Consider the following 18,798-nt stretch of genomic DNA (forward strand, 5'->3'; position numbering starts at 1 on the left):
CGTCGACACAGCAAAATAGTTCTTCTAGACTAAGCATGGGGTAATTCAGATGGATGAGAAGTTAGCACTTTCACCCTACCTGTTTTGCCCCTTCCTTATCCCGAACTCAGGTTGGATTAAAACCCAGCCCTTGAAACAATGGGATGTGGCGCGGGAGTTCCGCCGCCGCCTGAAAATCGCCTTTGATGAGGCGGGTGTTCCAATCCCGCTACCCCAACAGGAGATTTGGTTTAACCGTTCTCTGCCTGCAAAATCTCAGATGGATGAACACGAATCTCACTCGCCAGTTTAGTACGGATGTACTATAATAGAAGGGTAGGCAAATCCAGTCGAGAAACCGCCTGAACCCCACATGGAGTCAAGTATTCAAGCCATGACCAAGCACTACATTCTCAGCCTGAATCCGACTGCTCAGCATGACTGGGATCGTTGCACTCTCAGAAACCCTATCACTGCTGAACGCCCAGACTTGGCGAGTTTGATTGCCGAAGCGGTGGGAGCGGATGCCGGTTCTTACCTGGTAGCTGTCCATATTGAAGTCCAAGTTTTGGAAAAAGCACCAATTCTGCAACCAGAGCGCGTTCATCTGGATGTGCCAGTGACGTCGAAGCAGCTCAAGGAATTAGTCGCGTAGAGGCGGAATACCCAACTAATTTGGCATTTCAGCAATCGTTGTTGTAAACCCACCCTCCGGTTTGAAGTTGAAATCCGGCGAGGGTGGGGCTACAAGAACGCAGCCGCCTTTCATGAAGGCTAGTACAAATTTTTTACAGCTTCTCATGTCCGGACAACACTAGGACAAGGCAGTGCCGTTCGCCTACCGACGCTACGGAAGTCCGCTTTCGGTGGACTAGTACAGATTTTTCTACAACAAGTATTCTTCAAGAAGAAGATGCAAATGAAACTGAGTCAATATCCCGCTGCGATCGCTCAAGCTGCTCATACTGTGAATGAAGTGGATGCTCAGCTTGCCGCCGCTCATCTGGTGATTAACCGCATGGAAGGCAATGCTGACAAAACGGTGGCATTTGAGCAAGATTTGAAAAATGACAATCAACGCAAGGCGCGTCGCTTTGAATTACTGATGGTGAATTTGGAGTATCAGCAGGCGCTGAATACGATGATGCGCTTAAGTGCTGAAAAAGCCAATGCGGTGGCTCACCTGGAGTATCTCCGCAACCAGTTTAGCGTTGCCAAGCTGGAAACACGTCTTGCGATCGCCCGACAGCTTGCTGGTTCCGAAGCCTTGGAACTGGTGGGTGTGTAAGCGATAAAAGCTTCACCGATGACCAGAAGATGGGATAAGTCGGTGTTTCTACAAACAAGTGGGGGTGGGCACTGCCCGCCCTTTTTTTGTCGCACCACAATGGCAATGCTTTGGCACAATAGTTGTAATTGCCTATCTGAATTCCAGATTGGCTACCTTGAATAACAATCCCATGACTATCGTTACATCGGCAGAAATTGAAAATTTTCGTTCCGAATTGGCAGATTATCCAGACGCTCTGGCAGCTTTGGATGTAATCGAGGATTGTGAAGGAGATTTAGAAGATGCGGCGATGGTGCTGGCAATTCGAGTCGGACAGCAACCAGAGATAGCAAACGCAGAATGGTTGCCGATTTTAACTAAAAAATGCCGCGCTGTTATCTGCCAACAAGAATTTCGCGATGAGCTGGTTAATGGAAAATTTGCCCGGATGATGGGGCATTTGGCAGCCACAAAACTTTGCCCAAGCCCTTTAGTAACGCCCGTTTTGATGTATGTGGCTCAGCAGGGTGTGAAAAATTTTTGCGAACCTTTCGATCCGGTATCCTAGCCACACAAGCTTGTTTTTAAATGCAAAGAACCCAAAAGTTAAGAACGCCAAGGTACGCAGAAGAAGGATTCTCTTTGCGTACCTTGGCGTTGAAATAAGAATTTTAGGAATGCTGTTTAGGGTTGTGGGGAATCAGGAAACTGTCGCGATCGCACTTCGCTACCGTAATTCTGCACTGCTTGGGTAATTGTTTCTCGCAAATTGGCGTAAGATTTGGCAAAGGGCGGCTGGCGTTCGGAGAGTCCTAGCAAATCGGCGGTAACGAGTACCTGTCCATCGCAATGCACCCCAGCCCCAATTCCTATCGTCGGAATCGATAATTTTTGGGTAATCTGCAATCCCAAATCGGATGGGATATGCTCCAAAAGCATCGCAAAAGCACCTGCTTGTTCCAGCGCGATCGCTTCTTGTAAAATTTTCTCTGCCGTTTCTGGTGTTTTCCCCTGCTGTCGGTAGCCTAACTGATGTACCGATTGAGGAGTCAGACCCACATGACCCATCACCGGAATGCCTGCTTGCACGACTCTGGCAATCGTTTCCACCATTGCCGGATATCCTCCCTCCATTTTCACCGCCTGAGCGCCAGTTTCTTTTAATACTCTCCCAGCTGAGTGAATCGCTTGCTGAGGACTTTCTTGATAACTCAAGAATGGTAAATCGCACACGACTAACGCCTGTTTGACACCGCGACGCACGGAGGATGCATGGTGTAGGATTTCATCTAGCGTCACCGGCAGGGTTGTCTGATAACCGAGTGCCACCATCCCTAGGGAATCCCCCACCAGAATCACATCCACTCCAGCGGCGTCTAAAAGTTGCGCGATCGCATAATCCCAAGCTGTCAACACGACAATGGGACGCCCCTGTTGTTTCCACTGGATTAATTGCTGGGTGGTGACTGCCATTTTTTAGATGCGATTTTGAGAAGGTTGTTAATCATTGGTAGGGATAGGCTAGAACCCACCCTACTTGTAAAAATTAACAACTATTTCAGCGCTCCGGTTTCATCGTTTGCACAAATCTTAGAAAATCGTCAGTTTCCCAACCGTCTTCAATATCTAGGGTCTGTATGTTAAAAACTCCTACAGAACCGTCAGTCAGTTCGACTTCCATCGGCACTGTTCCACCAAGACCATAGGTGTTCACTACCTGTTCTACCAGAGTACAAGGCATATTGAACGTACCCATATCGATTCTGCCATTGTTGGCTCTGTAATCCCAAACGACTACCTTTTCAATTCCAGCAGAATAGGGTTGCTGACAGTAAAATCGATGACTTAAGGCAATCATCCTCGCCATGTGGACATCGTAGCGGCGCATCTCACCCCCGAAAGCAGAAACAGTCGTGTTTCGATCGGGGACTTCAAAGTAACCCAGTCGCACGTTAGCACTGGCATCGAGGGTATTTTCTAATCGGATGGTATTGATCCGGATGTCTGCTGGACTAGCAGCTTGAGCGATCGCAGAGAAAGCCGTGGCAACGATCGCTGCACTTACAACAGTTTTGGCAAATTTTTTCAGCATGGAAGCGTCAATCTGTTAATGACTCAAACAACCTGTAACAGACTTCAACTTCCGGCTGACTTATTCCGTTAATCTAGACCTTGACAAATTGTTTACTCTTCTCCCCGAACGAAGGCTAAGTGCGGGGTCACGCGCCCTGTCGTCAAGCTAATCCAAGCGAGTCCTTCACTGGTTCCCACCCACAACTTATCGGCGACATCCGTTGATAAAGAGAGTATCCGACTGGAGGGGAGGTCGCCAACTCGATCCAGAACCGCACCCGTATCCGGATTCAATCTCAATAAACCATTATCTGTCCCCACCCAAACGCTCCGATCTTGGGCAAAGCGCACAGCGGTAACGTTGCGCCCCCTGAGTGGCGTCACCGACCGCAGCACATCCCCGGTTTTTGGGTCAATGACTAGCAAACTGCTGGGCGTTCCTGCCCAAATCCGTCCCTGTGGATCTAGGGTGAGAGCTTGCACTGTGGTGCCGGGAATATCCCTCAGCCGCTTCATCACAAAGGCATTGGCGGTATTAATTCGCACTAATCCTTCTAAGGTTCCAACCCATAACTGACCTTCGCGGTCGAGGGTGAGGGCATTCGCTGACACTCCGGGAAGCTTTTGCACCGTTGTCATTAACAATCCCTGGTCGGGACTGATCATGGCAAGACCGCGATCGCTTCCTACCCACAGATAACCCCGCTGGTCAGTCAATAGCGACAACACCCGATTAGACGGTAAGGTGAAATTTTGCGCCGTCACTTCATTGCTGCGGGGATCTACACGCAGCAGTCCTTCGTAAGTTCCCACCCAAACTCGTCCCACTCGGTCTTGCGCTAACGCGCCGATGGTGTAGTTTGGTAGAGCAATCCGAGCCAAAACATTGCCTGTCCTCGGATTTATCCGCGCTAAACTCTGCCAGGAACCAACCCAGAGACTGCCGGTATAACCCGGTTGCAATGCAGTGACGCGAAAATCTGCGGGTAGGGGGGTGGCTTCTTGCCGTCGGCGTTCGGGGGGCAAGGGACGACCTCCAGGCGGCGGCGATGAGGGTGGATAGGTGAGTAGGTCATCTCCCCGGTCTACCTCCGTAGATTGTTGAGCTAGTACGCCACTACCACGGGTCTGTGAATCTGATTGGATGATTCCCCATACTGGTAGGCTTAAAGAAAGCAGCGTAGCACTAATAAACAAACCGATACGCTCACTCAAGAATGCCATCGCTAATCTCCTTAGAAGAGGCTTTGCTAACGTGCCTCTCTTCATTTAGCTGAAATATAAGTTCCTACTACATTTAAGCCTGTGTTAGCGACAGATTGAAAAATTACAACGAAGTCGCGATCGCAGATTGCATAACTTGAGTATATGTACTCAACAAATTAATCACAAACGCCAAATGTTTTTAGTTTGCCATTGACAAAGTAGAAAGCATTTGAACAGTATGCAAGGGTGCCAATTTCTAAATATTGAGGGACACCGGCTGAATCAGTTGGTAGTGCTTTCCAGAGTTCAATTGCTGGTTTTGCTTTAAAAATTTGCTGTTCGGATGTTCCAGATTTCAAAGGAGAATATTCGCGGGCGGCTGGTCCGAGTTCTCCGGATGGTTTGAAGCTAATCGCTGTGTAAATAGTGCCTTCTGAGGAGTCTGGAAGATGGCTGAAATCCTTAACCACGGCTGAATCAAACTGTCCGCTGCTCTGGCTAATGGCGATCAAAAATCGAAAATTATTATTTTTAGGGTTGACTAACAATAGAGCGTAATCTTTCTGCTTGTCTTCGTTGAAGTCAGCAGTGAAAATGCTACAAGTCGTTCGCTGTCCGGGATTTTCTCGCTCATAGGCACGAATTGAAGCGACAAAGTCAGATTCTTTCGCTAACCGATACTCACCCAAGGTTGCTTTGAGCGATGCGGGGATTTCTCCTTGGCACTGAGGTTCTGGTAGCACTGTCACGGATGGGACTGTTTGAGTAGCGTTTTGAGTACCGTTGGAAGCGGGATCGACGCGAGAGGCAGTCAAATCGGTTAACGGACTCATTGGCAGATGGTTGGATACAGCGATCGCACTACACGCTGCCAGCATCAAGGATGCGGCTAGGAGAGAAACTTTTTTTAGCATTCCCAACAAAAAACAACGACCCTATAATATTCGGTGCGCGATCGCTATTTTCAGTGATTTTTATTCGTTTACTAATTGTTTCCAAAAGTCAAGTCTTTATTTGTAACAAAACCTATAGATTTATAGGCAATAAGTAAAGCTTATGTTTACAAAAAGAAGATTAGAATATCAACTTATTACCTTGCTGGTATAGTTAAAAATTAATAAAGAAAAAAGTTATGGGATCGCTTAAACCCGTAACAACATTCAGGATTCCCTCAGGAAGGAAGACATGTCTTACTCTCAAACAAAAACTCAGACAAAGACTGGGTATAAGGCCGGGGTTCAAGATTACAAACTCACCTATTACACCCCAGACTATACCCCCAAAGATACTGATGTCTTGGCGGCTTTCCGGGTTACGCCTCAGCCTGGTGTTCCTCCAGAAGAAGCTGGAGCTGCTGTTGCTGCTGAATCTTCCACAGGTACCTGGACAACAGTATGGACAGACCTGCTGACAGACCTGGATCGTTACAAGGGTCGTTGCTACAACATCGAGCCAGTACCAGGCGAAGACAACCAATATTTTTGCTATATTGCTTATCCCCTGGATTTGTTTGAAGAAGGTTCTGTTACCAACTTGTTGACCTCTTTGGTGGGCAACGTGTTTGGTTTCAAAGCCTTACGTGCGCTGCGCTTGGAAGACTTAAGAATTCCTGTTGCGTACCTCAAAACCTTCCAAGGTCCTCCTCACGGGATTACCGTTGAGCGCGACAAACTGAACAAGTACGGTCGTCCTTTGCTGGGTTGTACGATTAAGCCGAAGCTCGGTTTATCAGCTAAGAACTACGGTCGTGCCGTCTATGAAGTCCTGCGCGGTGGTTTGGACTTCACCAAAGACGACGAAAACATTAACTCCCAGCCTTTCATGCGCTGGCGCGATCGCTTCCTGTTCGTTCAAGAAGCCATCGAAAAAGCTCAAGCTGAAACAGGTGAAATCAAAGGTCACTACCTAAACGTGACTGCTCCCACCTGCGAAGAAATGATGGAACGGGCTGAATTCGCTAAGGAAATCGGCACACCGATCATCATGCACGACTACCTGACGGGTGGCTTCACCGCTAACACCACCCTCGCTAAGTGGTGCCGCCGCAACGGTATCCTGCTGCACATTCACCGCGCTATGCACGCTGTGATTGACCGTCAAAAGAACCACGGTATTCACTTCCGCGTTCTCGCCAAGTGTCTGCGGATGTCTGGTGGAGACCACCTGCACTCCGGTACCGTCGTTGGTAAACTGGAAGGCGAAAAAGGCATCACGATGGGCTTTGTTGACCTAATGCGTGAAGACCACATTGAAGAAGATCGCTCTCGCGGTATTTTCTTCACCCAAGACTGGGCTTCTATGCCTGGTGTGATGCCCGTGGCTTCTGGTGGTATCCACATTTGGCACATGCCTGCTCTGGTGGAAATCTTTGGTGACGACTCCTGCTTGCAGTTCGGTGGTGGAACCCTTGGGCACCCCTGGGGTAACGCACCTGGTGCAACCGCCAACCGTGTTGCTTTGGAAGCTTGTGTCCAAGCTCGTAACGAAGGTCGCAACCTGATGCGCGAAGGCGGCGACGTGATCCGCGAAGCTTGTAAGTGGAGTCCTGAGTTGGCGGTTGCTTGCGAACTTTGGAAGGAAATCAAGTTCGAGTTCGAGGCAATGGATACTCTGTAATCTAATGACAGAGTCATGATTGTTGAGTGCTGAGTTAAACTTAAACAAACTCAACACTCAAAATTCAGAACTCTTTAGGTCTGGGGTCAAATATGGATCTCAAGCAAATTGCCAAAGACACGGCTAAGACACTGATTAGCTACCTGACTTATCAGGCAGTGAAAAATATCGTGGCTCAGTTGAGCGAAACAAATCCTCCTTTGGCAATTTGGCTGAGTAACTTTTCTAAAACGGGCGTCATCCAAGATGGAGAAGCTTACGTCAAGGAATTACTCAAAGAAAATCCAGAGTTAGCGCTTCGGATTATGACTGTGCGCCAGCATCTTGCAGAGGAAGTAGCAGACTTTTTACCTGAGATGACTCGCACTGGTATTGAGAAATCTAATATCGAATATCGGCGTCAACATCTGGAGCGAATTACGCTACTTACTTTACCTGACCCCAGCTTCCAGCCGGAACAACAAACTGAATCACCAGGCGAGTCTGGATAACCTCGACCGTCATCTGACAGAACTCTTCAACTTTGGACGTTAGACCGCATCAAGCGTCCACTTAGCAGACATACCTACAAGGAAGACCACACAACTATGAGAACTCTGCCTAAAGAGATTCGTTTCGAGACTCTTTCCTATTTGCCAGCGCTTACCGACGCGCAAATCAACAAGCAAATCCAATACATCCTCGACCAAGGCTATATTGCAGGGGTTGAATTCAGTGATAGTTCTGCGCCGGAACAGCACTACTGGACATTGTGGAAACTGCCTCTGTTCAATGCTACGACAACCCAAGAAGTTCTCACTGAAATCAAAGCTTGCCGTTCTGAGAACCCCAACGCCTATGTCCGGGTCATGGGCTTTGATAACATCAAGCAGTGCCAAGTTCTCAGCTTCATCGTTGGGAAACCAAACCAAAGAGGTTACTAAACCTTAATTAGTCAGGTGGGCGCTGCCTAACCGACTCACTTTTAACTCGTTCGTGCAAAATTGGAGAGGCAGAGAAATCTACCTCTCCAATTTGTTTGTTTGATGCCTAGCAATCGGAGCATTCACTTTAACAGACTATGACCTACTACATTTCTCCCCGCTTTTTAGACAAGCTGGCGGTTCATATCACCAAAAATTTTCTTGACCTCCCTGGAGTACGAGTTCCTCTGATTCTCGGAGTTCACGGACGGAAGGGAGAGGGAAAATCTTTTCAGTGTGAATTAGTATTTGAGCGGATGGGCATTGAAGCTGTCCATATGTCGGCAGGGGAACTGGAAAGTCCAGATGCAGGAGATCCCGGGCGTTTGATCCGCCTGCGCTATCGGGAAGCAGCAGACTTGATCAAGGTGCGCGGCAAGATGTGCGTGCTAATGATCAATGATTTGGATGCTGGGGCAGGGCGCTTCGATCAAGGCACCCAATATACGGTGAATACTCAGCTGGTGAATGGCACGCTGATGAATATTGCTGATAAACCTACAGATGTGCAACTTCCTGGCAGTTATGATTCCACGCCGCTACCCAGAGTGCCGATTATTGTCACAGGCAATGACTTCGCCACCCTGTATGCGCCGTTGATTCGGGATGGTCGGATGGAAAAATTCCACTGGGAACCCGATAGAGATGACAAGATTGGCATCGTCGGAGGCATTTTTGAGCCAGATGGATTATCTCGCAGTCAGATTGAACAGTTAGTCGATCGTTTTCCCGATCAAGCGATTGATTTCTTTGGTGCAGTGCGATCGCGCATTTACGATGAACAAATCCGCTCTTTCATCCACGATATTGGGATTAACCGGGTTTCTACTAGGGTAGTAAACAGTGCTGAAGGACCACCAGTGTTCAAAAAGCCTGATTTCACTCTTTCTCGCTTAATCGAGTTTGGCAACCTGATGGTTCAAGAACAGCAGCGAGTTCAGAATTCACGCTTGGTAGAGGAGTACAATACAAGCCGACGCTCCGTGACTCCAGAAGTTAGGGATGTGCCTCAGATGTCATCCCTACCCCCGGAAAATCGGAAGACCGTTGTCCGCAATGAACTGGCGAACGAGCCATCGCACCCTCATGAGTCCGATCGAGGTAACGGTCACAGCAGCAACACTCAGGTAAATAGTGCCCGAATTAGTCCAGAGGTGCAGCAACAGATCCGGGATCTACTTGCCCAAGGCTATCGCATTGGTATAGAACACGCAAATGCACGTCGGTTCCGCAGCCAATCTTGGCAAAGCGGCGATCCCATTCAGACAACAAATGCGTCGGAAGCGATCGCTGCTTTGGAAGCTAGCTTGAGCGAGCATAATGGGGAGTACGTGCGCTTCATTGGCATTGACCCCAAAGCCAAGCGGCGCGTTGCAGAAACGATTATCCAACGTCCGAATAGTTAACGTTTGTAGTGTAGTATTTGCGGGGAAAGCGATCGCCCTGTTGGGGCGATCGCTTTTGTTTATCCTGGCGAATCGATAATTCAATAAAAGCGAGATGGGAACAAAAATTTGTTAATTTCGTCGCCCTTTGCGGTATAAATTTACAGTAACGAAGTGAGCGATCGTGATTAAGATATAGAGGCTCATCGAATCACAAAATCAATCCAACTTCTGTAAAGTTTAGGTAAAGTTGCACGATTTTTGTGCAATTTTTGATGAAGTTTTCATTGCTGAGATAGCGATCGCTTAATCACTTTACTTGTCACCGTAACAGAGCGATCGCTATCTCACGAGCAATTGCTCAAACAACCTGCCTGTGCCTCTTTCAACACGTTTTTAGTTCGCTAGATTTGCACTTTGGTTAAAAAAAATCATGCAGTCCATAATCATCCTCTGGACTGATGTTTCGCTATGTAAAGCCCCTTACGATGAGATGACACTAAAATTATGTTTAATGATTCCTTGAACCGAATCATTTCATTGAAATCTAGGCTGTTCTTAAATACGAGTAACTAAGCTTTTTCCGGGTGTTTCTAATGCGAAAAGCGAATGACTAGCGAAAAACAAATTATAGGGTGGATAGAAAAACATTCTATGTTGCAATTGCAGTCAATCAAAAGGCTTTTTAGTAGCTTCTAAATAGCTCTTAAGATTGCATCCTAGCTGTTGTTTGAAACTGAAAATATCAAAGCGTTTTATCTCAATCTCTTCACGAGAGCAATGATAAACCACTCCTAAAAAGTAGCGAAGTAAAGGCTGTGTATACTCTAATAAGCGAAGGTTATACAAAACTATTGAATCAAGATTGTCATTCAGTCCTTGAGCCTAGCTATTCAAAGAGACAAACAATCGCAATAACCCTAGTGTAAGCCTAATTCTTTGACTATGAAACGCCCGATTACCTCTCCCCATGAAGATTTGGCTATTACTGACTCTGCAAGTATTTCTAAATCTTCCCCAAAATCGACAAGGTCTCAAGGAAATTGGATGCGTTACTTAGTCTTAGGACTATTAACTAATGCAGCTATTTGGGGAGGAGCTTTATATTATATAAAAGTTACCAAACCCAATTACAGCACTGAGTTAGCGCTTAGTTTACCCTCAGCCGGTTCAGCCAGCAATATCAACCTGCCAGGGATTGGGCAAGCTTCCTCTAAAAGCGACTCTCCCTACATGAGTACGAATCAAGATCCCAGAGAGAACTATAAATTTCTAGCTCTCAGTAAGCCGGTCTTGGAGACTGCTGCTAATAAGCTCAATATGCCCTTGCAAGATTTTGGTAAACCCAGAGCTAAAGTATTAGACAACACTACGCTGATGACTTTTGAGTTTCAAGGAACGACTCCCGAAGAAGCTTATAAAAAATCTTTAGCGCTCTACGAAGCCTTGCAAGTAAAAATCAACGAACTGAGAATTAAAGAAGCCGCTCAGCAGGATAAAACGCTACAATCTACCCTTGGGGAATCTCAAAAAAAATTAAAAGCAGCGCAAACACGCCTATCTGAGTACAAAGCGCGTTCGGGTTTAACTTCTACGGATCAACTTACGAACCTTTCACAAAATATTGAACAGCTACGCCGACAGCGGGCAGAAGTAGTAGCTAAACAGCAAGATGCGAATGCTCGTTTGCAAGGACTATCTAGTAGCTTAGATTTATCGGCTAAACAAGCAGCAGATGCTTTTGTTCTTCAAGCCGACTCCCTATTTCAACAATACTTACAAGACTATAGTGAAGCGAACAGCCTCTTCGTTGCTTTGCAATCAAAGTTTTTACCCGATCATCCTGCTCTAATTCAGCAGCAGGCAAAGCTAAATGCCGCTCAAACGGCTTTACTGAGGCAGGGGCGATCTCTTTTAAAGCGACCCGTTACGATAGCAAGTCTAGAAGAACTTAACCTGAGCAAAAGTGGTGGATCGGGAACCTCGCGGGATGCTCTTTTCCTAGAGTTAGTGACAGTGCAGACAGAGGCACAAGGACTCCAAGCAGAAGCGCGATCGCTCAACCAACAGCTTGCTCTACTTGAGAATCGGCTCAAGTCACTTGCACAGCAAGAGGTTTCATTAGCTGACCTGATGCGGGATGTGCAAATTGCCGAAGCAGTTTTTTCTTCTACTTTAGCGAGATTGGATTTGAGCAAGTCGAATATATCTTCCTCTTATCCCCAACTTCAAATCTTTACAGAGCCTACAATTCCAACTTCTGCGAGTGCCCCCAATAAGAAATTAGTTCTGCTAGGTGCAGCCTTAGGTTCCTTGTTTTGTACTAATGGACTACTGTTACTGTGGCTGCGCGATCGCAAAATTTCTCGGTCTTCTGCGCTAGTTAAACATACCTACTTGGATACCAGTCCGTAATTACTAGAAATCGATTCAGGTTTCAGGAGATAAACCGCAGCAACAATATTGTTTTGATTAGACCCAAGATGCATGAACCAGATATCAATGAAACCTCAAAATCTTGAAGAAAAGTTGATTTGGTATTACATTACCTGGATTTATGTAATTCACATTCTTGGGCTACAAATGACCTTAGTGCCTATACTAGCTTGGTTTTTCTTGTGGCGTGTAGGAAAGAAACTGTGGAACCAAACAGAGAATACGCCCACTGAGGAGAAAATAACCATTCCCACAACAATCTGGGTGTGGATTATTTGTATCTTAGTCATGGAGGTGGCTTTAATTGCTGCTCACATGAACTTCAATCTAGGATTAGGCAAAATTCTTAACTCATCAATCAATTGGGTTGTAAGATATGCTCCCTTAGCGTTATTTCCTCTTGCAGGCTGTTTAAAAATTCGACCACAGATAATTTATAGAGCAGCTTGCATACTTTGTCTGCAAAGCTTAATTGCTGTGATCGTTTGCTATACAGCGTCTAGATTACACCTACCTTCTCATATCTATACTTCCCCTTTGCGGCTCATAGAACGTAGCGGTCTTGCCTACTACAGTGTTAACCTCTACGGTCTCGATCCTGAAGGAGGTGGAGTTCGTCTTGAATTGTTTACGCCCTGGGCACCTGCCTTGGGAATGGTAGGAAATATCTATTTCTTTCTAGCAGCGCAAGAATCGAACAAAAAATGGCGATTCATTGGCATGATTGGCGCGGTTGCAATGATTGTGGGTTCGGTTTCGCGCTTAGGTATTGTATCTCTTCCTTTTGTCATATTTTCTACTTGGGCTTTATCAAATTTTACGAAACCTTATATACAGCTCATAGCCGGAATCGCCAGTTTTATTATGGGAGTGTTTTCTTCCTGGCTAATTAATTCATTTAGGGCTTTCTCAGATATGTTCTATCAGGCTAGAGCAGGCTCTTCCAGAGTGAGAGATATATTGGCTCGCCTAGCAGTAGAACGTTGGAAAGAAGCTCCTATTTGGGGACATGGAATTGGTGAATTTAAAGGACCTGCTGTTGCAACATTCAAGCCAATCGGTTCTCACAATACTTGGTTTGGTCTTCTGGTAACGAAAGGAATCGTAGGGTTTACAGCACTTGTCATTCCCCTGGCTTGGAGCTTTATAGATTTAGTAATCAAGTCGCAAAGTAGTCGAGTTTCACGAGTAGGATTAAGTATAATCTTGGTGATATTTATGTTTACTTTTGGGGAAAATATAGAGGCTCTTGCTTATGTTTATTGGCCTGGGTTAGTTATGTTAGGAATTAGCATCAAAGAAAAGTTTCCTAGCTTTTTATTCACTGAAACCAATATTCCTGAAAACGGTTATAGAGTCAAAACAGAACTTTAAACTGTTTACTGATGATTGAGGCAAATTAAGATAATATTTTCTTTGATTAGACTTCTACAAAGGTTAAACTAAATGCCAGTAATATCAGTGATAATTCCGGTCTACAATGCTGAACAAACAATCTTGGAAACGGTTAAATCTGTTCAGCAACAAACATTTTCAGACTTGGAAATAATTTTAGTTGATGACGGATCGAGTGACAAAAGCGTAGAACTGCTTAAAGGAATTGTTGATGAACGGGTAAAAGTATTTGTCTATAAAAATGGCGGAGCCGCCGTCGCTCGCAATCGCGGTTTAGCTCACGCTAAAGGTGAATTTATTGCCTTTATTGATGCAGATGATTTATGGACACCAGACAAGCTAGAACTACAACTTGCAGAATTACAAAAGCACCCAGAAGCAGGAGTAGCTTATAGCTGGACTTCTTTTATAGATGAAAAAGGAAAACTTTTATATGTGCAGCAACCCGTATATTTTGAAGGAAATGTTTATCCACAATTATTAGTCAGCAATTTTCTAGTTTGTGGGTCAATCCCACTGATTCGTAAGCAAGCAATTGAGTCCGTTGGGGAACTCGACCCAGAACTGAAATCTACTCATGATTGGGATTACTGGCTCAGGTTAGCAGCTAAGTGGTCTTACGTTCTGGTTCCTCAACATCAGATTTTTTATCGTCAAGTAGCTGGCTCAATTTCTTCCAAAATAGAGGTTAGGGAAAAATATAATCTGATGGCGCTTGAAAAGGCTTTTCAGACAGCGCCCGCAGAGTTGCAATCTCTCAAGAACCAGAGTTTAGCAAATGTTTATCAGCACCTCGCCGATCTTTATTTAACTCGTAAAGCAGATCCTGATGCAGTTAAGCAAGCGGGTTACAAACTAAAAACGGCAGTTCGTTTGTATCCAAAAATGTTGCTAAATAGCAGCGCTCAGCGCTTACTACTGAAATGGCTGGTGATGCGATCGCTTTCCCCTAAATTCGCTAACTATTTTCGGCAGATATCTACTAAATTTCGTGATTTTAGATATCAACGCTGGAGTAAAAATTTAGCAAATATCGGTAAGGAGACACCCTGAATTTAGTTTGAAAACCGACCAAAGCAAGGGAATTTAGAAGAAGGGTTTAAATCCTTCTATAAATATCAGAAATAATTAGCAATTTTTAAATTAGTCGCTTCAAAGAGTTTTATAAGAGGTATCAATTTGTCAAGATTAGAGAAAAAGATTCTATCTGAGCCTGACCAAACTCAGCACTTTCAGACTGACCATCTGAAGGCTGATTTAAAAGGTCGCTCGGTTCGTGGCGGTGCAGTCACGATGGTGAGTCAGGGGTGCAAATTTGTACTTCAAATGGGATCGACGGTTGTGCTAGCTCGTCTACTCTCACCTCAAGACTACGGTCTAATTGGGATGGTGACTAGCGTGACGGGTATTGTGTTTCTCTTCAATGACATGGGTCTGTCAACGGCGACGATCCAAAGAGCCGAAATTAACCACAAGCAGGTCAGTACCCTGTTTTGGGTGAATGTGGGGCTGAGCCTCTTACTGATGCTCTTAACTGCGGTGATGGCACCTGCGATCGCTTGGTTTTATGGTGAGCCGCGCCTCACCTGGATTGCGATCGTTTCTGCCAGTGCATTTATATTTGGTGGCTTGAGCGTCCAGCACCAAGCCTTGCTTCGGCGACAGATGCGCTTTACCGCTCTCGCTGCAATTGAGATCGTCTCCATCGTGCTGGGGGTAGCGATCGCGATTATTTCGGCTTTGTATGGGGCTGGATACTGGTCGCTGGTATTTATGTCACTGACTACGGCAATCGTCACGGCTGCTGGGGTTTGGGTAATGTGTGGTTGGCGTCCTGGCTTACCTGCTCAACGCTCAGGCGTCCGTTCTATGCTGGCTTTTGGTGGCAACCTCACTGGTTTCAGCGTCCTTAACTACTGCGCCCGAAACCTGGACAACATTCTAATCGGACGGGTGTGGGGTGCTGAGGCTCTAGGTGTGTACGCGAAAGCATACAGCCTAATGATGCTTCCTTTGCAACAAATCAACTCCCCAATTACCGCTGTTGCCGTTCCCGGTCTGAGCCGATTGCATTCTGAGCCACAGCAATTTCGCAATCACTATTTAAAAGGACTATCGCTGATCGGATTTTTGACGACGCCTATCGTCCTCTTTATGATGATTGTCTCCGAAGAATTGGTCGAGCTGATACTTGGCTCCCAATGGGGAGAGGCTGGTACAATCTTCAAGCTTCTTGGTATATCTGCACTCGTTCAACCACTTACGAATACCTCTGGCTGGCTCTATATTTCTTCAGGAAGGACAGCTCAGATGTTCAAGTGGGGAGTATTTTCTTCCAGCTTCTTAGTGATTTCTTTTTTCTTTGGATTACCTTATGGCGCACGCGGTGTTGCTTTAAGTTATTCAATTGCCAAGCTATTGCAGACATTGCCTTGTATGTACTATGCAACGCGCGGCACGTCTATCACCATGCTCAATTTATTAGAAGCCATGAAGCATCCTTTGCTGGCATCTCTAATCGCAGGAGCGATCGCGTTTGGGGTTAAGTTAGCGATCGCGCCAACTTTAACCGTTTGGGCTACAGTGATTGTCAGTTTGGCGGTAATGGCTTTGACCTATTTAATCTTGATGTTCTATGTATTCAATACCAAGGAGCTTTACCTGTCTGTACTAAAACAGTTCAAACGACCTAAAGGCTCTTGATGCTTAACCGTCCAGGATGATGACAGCAAAGTATCGGATATTAGGTGAAATTTACGATGAGAATCGCCTTTATTGTTGGTAAATTTCCTACTGTATCAGAGACGTTCATCTTAAATCAGATTGTGGGACTGATTGAGCGAGGACACGAGATTGACATTTACGCCCAGAAACCGGGCGATACTGCCAAAATCCACCCAGATGTGGAAAGATATCAACTTCTTGATCGCACCTACTATGTTCCGGAGCAAAGACCAGCCAATCCTTTAATTTATGTAATTAAGGCGATTTGGCTGCTGTTAGCAAATTTCCCCAAAAATCCTGTTGCATTTCTGCGATCGCTTAATGTTTTTAAGTATGGCAAAGAAGCTGCTTCATTGAGGATGCTGTATACAACATTCTCGTTACTCCCATTTCTATCAAATAAGCCATACGATATAATCCATTGCCAGTTTGGACCCTTAGGATTCTTAGGGATGTACTTTAGGACAATTGCTGCCTCTAGAGCTAAAGTAATTATCTCATTTCGAGGTTCTGACCTCACTATGTATCTCAGTCAATATGGTGACGATATCTATAAAAAGCTTTTTGAAAAAGGAGACTGTTTCCTGCCCATTTGTAAACATTTTAAAAATAAATTGATTAGTCTGGGCTGCAATGAAAAAAAAATTATTGTACTCCGCTCAGGAATCGATTGTAATCGGTTTTCCTTTAAGACACGCTATCCGCATCCCGATGGTAAAGTGCGGATTGTTTCAACAGGTCGCCTAATTGAAAAAAAAGGGATTGAATATGGTATTCGCGCTATTGCTAACTTGACAAAAATGAACCTCGATCTTGAATACAATATCATTGGTGATGGCTCTTTAAAGCCAGACTTGCAGCAACTGATTCAAGAGCTAGATGTTGGAAATATAGTAAATCTCTTGGGTTGGAAACAACAGCACGAAGTCGTGCAAATTCTCAACGATTCCCACATTTTTGTAGCTCCCTGCGTAACCAGTAAGGATAATAATCAAGAAGGAATTCCTAATGTTTTAAAAGAAGCAATGGCAATGGGTTTGCCAGTTGCCAGCACTTACCATAGTGGCATCCCTGAGCTAGTCGAAGATGGGGTTTCAGGGTTCCTAGTTACAGAACGAGATGTCGATGCTTTGACAGAAAAATTAGGCTACCTAATCGCCCACCCAGAGGTCTGGCCCGAAATGGGTGCGGCTGGTCGTGCATACGTGGAAAAGCACTATGAAATTGGGCAGCTAAACGACTATTTAGTTGAAATATACGAGAAACTGCTAATTACCTGATAGGGTATTTAGTAAATAGAAAAGTCAAGTTATAGGGGTAAAATTGTTGTGAAAGTCGCGATGATTGTTGGTCGATTTCCGGTTTTGTCAGAAACCTTTATCTTAAACCAAATCGCTGGTTTAATCGATCGGGGTCACGAAGTTGATATCTATTCTGACCAACTCGGAGATACTTCCAAGGTGCATCCAGCAGTAGAAAAGTACCAACTCCTGAATCGTACCTACTATATCCAAATGCCATCTAATATTGCGATTCGCGGGCTAAAAGGCTTGGGGTTGCTATTCGCGAACAGCTACAAAGACCCAGCCCTATTACTGCGATCGCTTAATGTTTTTAAGTATGGCAAAGAAGCTGCTTCATTGAGGTTGCTATATGCAGCAGTCTCATTATTGGGCAAAAAAGAATACGACGTCATCCATTGTCAATTTGGCCCTTTAGGATTCATCGGGATGTCATTTCGGCTGATTGGTGCGCCCCACGGAAAATTAATTACCTCATTTCGCGGTTTCGATATTAGCCAGCATATTCAGGAATTCGGTGAAGACGTTTATAATCCCTTATTCGCCACAGGAAACCTTTTTCTTTCTAACTGCGATTATTTCAAACGTCGCCTGATTAAGCTAGGTTGCGATGAGAAGAAAATCATCGTCCTTCGTTCGGGCATCGATTGTAGCAAGTTTGTGTTTACCACACGTCATCTACCCGCTGATGGTCGCATTGGAATTGTCACCACAGGTCGCCTTGTCGAAAAAAAAGGGATTGAGTATGGAATTCGTGCCATTGCCAAGTTGGCTAAGGCATACCCCAACATCGAGTACAACATCGTTGGGGATGGGCCATTAAAGGAAAGTTTGCAGCAACTCATTGATGAGCTGGACGTTAGTGACAAAGTAAAATTGCTGGGTCACAAGCAGCAGCAGGAACTCATTGAAATTCTCGACAACTCCCATATATTTATCGCCCCCTGCGTGACAGCGAAGAACGGCGATCAAGATGCCCCCGTAAACGTATTAAAAGAAGCAATGGCAATGGGTTTACCCGTGATAGGGACGCAACACGGTGGCATTCCAGAACTAATTGAAGATGGGATTTCAGGTTTTTTGGTTCCCGAACGAGATGCCGATACTCTGGCTGAAAAGTTGGGCTATTTATTTGAACATCCGGAAGTTTGGCCTGAAATGGGTCGCTCCGGTCGCGCCTACGTAGAAGCGCATTACGACTTTAACAAGTTGAACGAGCGGTTAGTAGAAATCTACCATTAGATAGAGTTCAACCGTTAAAATTGCATTTGGCAGGTTAAAATCTGCCATTAGAAGTATATTTTTCTAGAAAAGACATGATATAAACCGGAATGATTTTCTGATTGAATGAGTTAAAAAATAAAAACTTCAAGCAAGGATTTTATATTAATTGCAACTTCACTAAAACTTCACATTAAAAATAGGGAAAATCGTGTTTTTTCGATGCTTTT

General features: G+C 45.2%; 17 protein-coding genes and 1 pseudogene. 14 read left to right on the forward strand and 4 right to left on the reverse strand.

Going from position 1 to position 18,798, the window contains the following annotated elements; all coding sequences use genetic code 11:
• Positions 1-112: 112 nt before the first annotated feature.
• The 4 genes and pseudogenes from NDA03_RS20950 to NDA03_RS20965 form a co-directional block, all read left to right on the forward strand.
• A pseudogene (locus NDA03_RS20950) lies at positions 113-292 on the forward strand (mechanosensitive ion channel family protein); the annotation flags it as partial.
• Between the two features lie 81 nt (positions 293-373).
• Positions 374-634, forward strand: a complete 261-nt coding sequence (locus tag NDA03_RS20955; protein WP_190536428.1) for a hypothetical protein — start codon at positions 374-376, stop codon at positions 632-634.
• Positions 635-898: 264 nt separating this feature from the next.
• The gene (locus NDA03_RS20960; RefSeq protein ID WP_190411157.1) at positions 899-1,267 is read left to right on the forward strand and encodes a hypothetical protein; all 369 of its coding nucleotides are present in this window, start codon (positions 899-901) and stop codon (positions 1,265-1,267) included.
• A 172-nt stretch (positions 1,268-1,439) separates the two neighbouring features.
• Complete coding sequence (locus NDA03_RS20965) at positions 1,440-1,817, forward strand: hypothetical protein (RefSeq protein ID WP_190411158.1); 378 nt, start codon at positions 1,440-1,442, stop codon at positions 1,815-1,817.
• A 116-nt stretch (positions 1,818-1,933) separates the two neighbouring features.
• Here NDA03_RS20965 and panB read toward each other — a convergent pair whose 3' ends face one another.
• The 4 genes from panB to NDA03_RS20985 all read right to left on the reverse strand — a co-directional run bounded on the left by panB (position 1,934) and on the right by NDA03_RS20985 (position 5,442).
• The gene (panB, locus tag NDA03_RS20970; protein ID WP_190411159.1) at positions 1,934-2,722 is read right to left on the reverse strand and encodes a 3-methyl-2-oxobutanoate hydroxymethyltransferase; all 789 of its coding nucleotides are present in this window, start codon (positions 2,720-2,722) and stop codon (positions 1,934-1,936) included.
• An 85-nt stretch (positions 2,723-2,807) separates the two neighbouring features.
• Positions 2,808-3,341 carry a hypothetical protein gene (locus NDA03_RS20975; protein WP_348239037.1) on the reverse strand — a complete coding sequence of 178 codons (534 nt, stop codon included), beginning with the start codon at positions 3,339-3,341 and terminating at the stop codon, positions 2,808-2,810.
• A gap of 92 nt (positions 3,342-3,433) precedes the next feature.
• The gene (locus tag NDA03_RS20980; RefSeq protein ID WP_190428494.1) at positions 3,434-4,546 is read right to left on the reverse strand and encodes a two-component regulator propeller domain-containing protein; all 1,113 of its coding nucleotides are present in this window, start codon (positions 4,544-4,546) and stop codon (positions 3,434-3,436) included.
• A 158-nt stretch (positions 4,547-4,704) separates the two neighbouring features.
• Positions 4,705-5,442, reverse strand: coding sequence for a hypothetical protein (locus NDA03_RS20985; RefSeq protein WP_348239038.1), 738 nt, complete (start codon positions 5,440-5,442; stop codon positions 4,705-4,707).
• 271 nt (positions 5,443-5,713) lie between these two features.
• Between NDA03_RS20985 and NDA03_RS20990 the strand changes: the two genes are divergently transcribed.
• The 10 genes from NDA03_RS20990 (at position 5,714) to NDA03_RS21035 (ending at position 18,589) form a co-directional block, all read left to right on the forward strand.
• Complete coding sequence (locus NDA03_RS20990) at positions 5,714-7,144, forward strand: form I ribulose bisphosphate carboxylase large subunit (protein ID WP_190411163.1); 1,431 nt, start codon at positions 5,714-5,716, stop codon at positions 7,142-7,144.
• A 92-nt stretch (positions 7,145-7,236) separates the two neighbouring features.
• On the forward strand, positions 7,237-7,635 hold the full coding sequence (locus tag NDA03_RS20995; RefSeq protein WP_190411164.1) for a chaperonin family protein RbcX: 399 nt from the start codon (positions 7,237-7,239) through the stop codon (positions 7,633-7,635).
• Between the two features lie 96 nt (positions 7,636-7,731).
• Entirely contained in the window at positions 7,732-8,067 is a 336-nt protein-coding gene (locus tag NDA03_RS21000) for a ribulose bisphosphate carboxylase small subunit (protein WP_190411165.1), read from the forward strand.
• Positions 8,068-8,204: 137 nt separating this feature from the next.
• Positions 8,205-9,512 (forward strand): ribulose bisphosphate carboxylase small subunit, encoded by a 1,308-nt coding sequence (locus tag NDA03_RS21005; RefSeq protein ID WP_190411166.1) that lies wholly within the window; start codon positions 8,205-8,207, stop codon positions 9,510-9,512.
• A gap of 924 nt (positions 9,513-10,436) precedes the next feature.
• On the forward strand, positions 10,437-11,906 hold the full coding sequence (locus NDA03_RS21010) for a hypothetical protein (protein ID WP_348239039.1): 1,470 nt from the start codon (positions 10,437-10,439) through the stop codon (positions 11,904-11,906).
• Between the two features lie 87 nt (positions 11,907-11,993).
• Positions 11,994-13,301 (forward strand): O-antigen ligase family protein, encoded by a 1,308-nt coding sequence (locus NDA03_RS21015; protein ID WP_190435470.1) that lies wholly within the window; start codon positions 11,994-11,996, stop codon positions 13,299-13,301.
• Positions 13,302-13,373: 72 nt separating this feature from the next.
• A complete protein-coding gene (locus tag NDA03_RS21020) occupies positions 13,374-14,375 on the forward strand; it encodes a glycosyltransferase family A protein (protein WP_190682256.1) in 1,002 nt (333 codons plus the stop codon).
• 126 nt (positions 14,376-14,501) lie between these two features.
• Positions 14,502-16,025 carry an MOP flippase family protein gene (locus NDA03_RS21025; RefSeq protein WP_348239040.1) on the forward strand — a complete coding sequence of 508 codons (1,524 nt, stop codon included), beginning with the start codon at positions 14,502-14,504 and terminating at the stop codon, positions 16,023-16,025.
• A gap of 56 nt (positions 16,026-16,081) precedes the next feature.
• Positions 16,082-17,326, forward strand: coding sequence for a glycosyltransferase (locus NDA03_RS21030; protein ID WP_348239041.1), 1,245 nt, complete (start codon positions 16,082-16,084; stop codon positions 17,324-17,326).
• 48 nt (positions 17,327-17,374) lie between these two features.
• A complete protein-coding gene (locus NDA03_RS21035) occupies positions 17,375-18,589 on the forward strand; it encodes a glycosyltransferase (protein ID WP_348239042.1) in 1,215 nt (404 codons plus the stop codon).
• Positions 18,590-18,798: the final 209 nt, after the last annotated feature.

The organism is Trichocoleus sp. Lan (assembly GCF_039961855.1).
GTDB lineage: Bacteria > Cyanobacteriota > Cyanobacteriia > Cyanobacteriales > FACHB-T130 > FACHB-T130.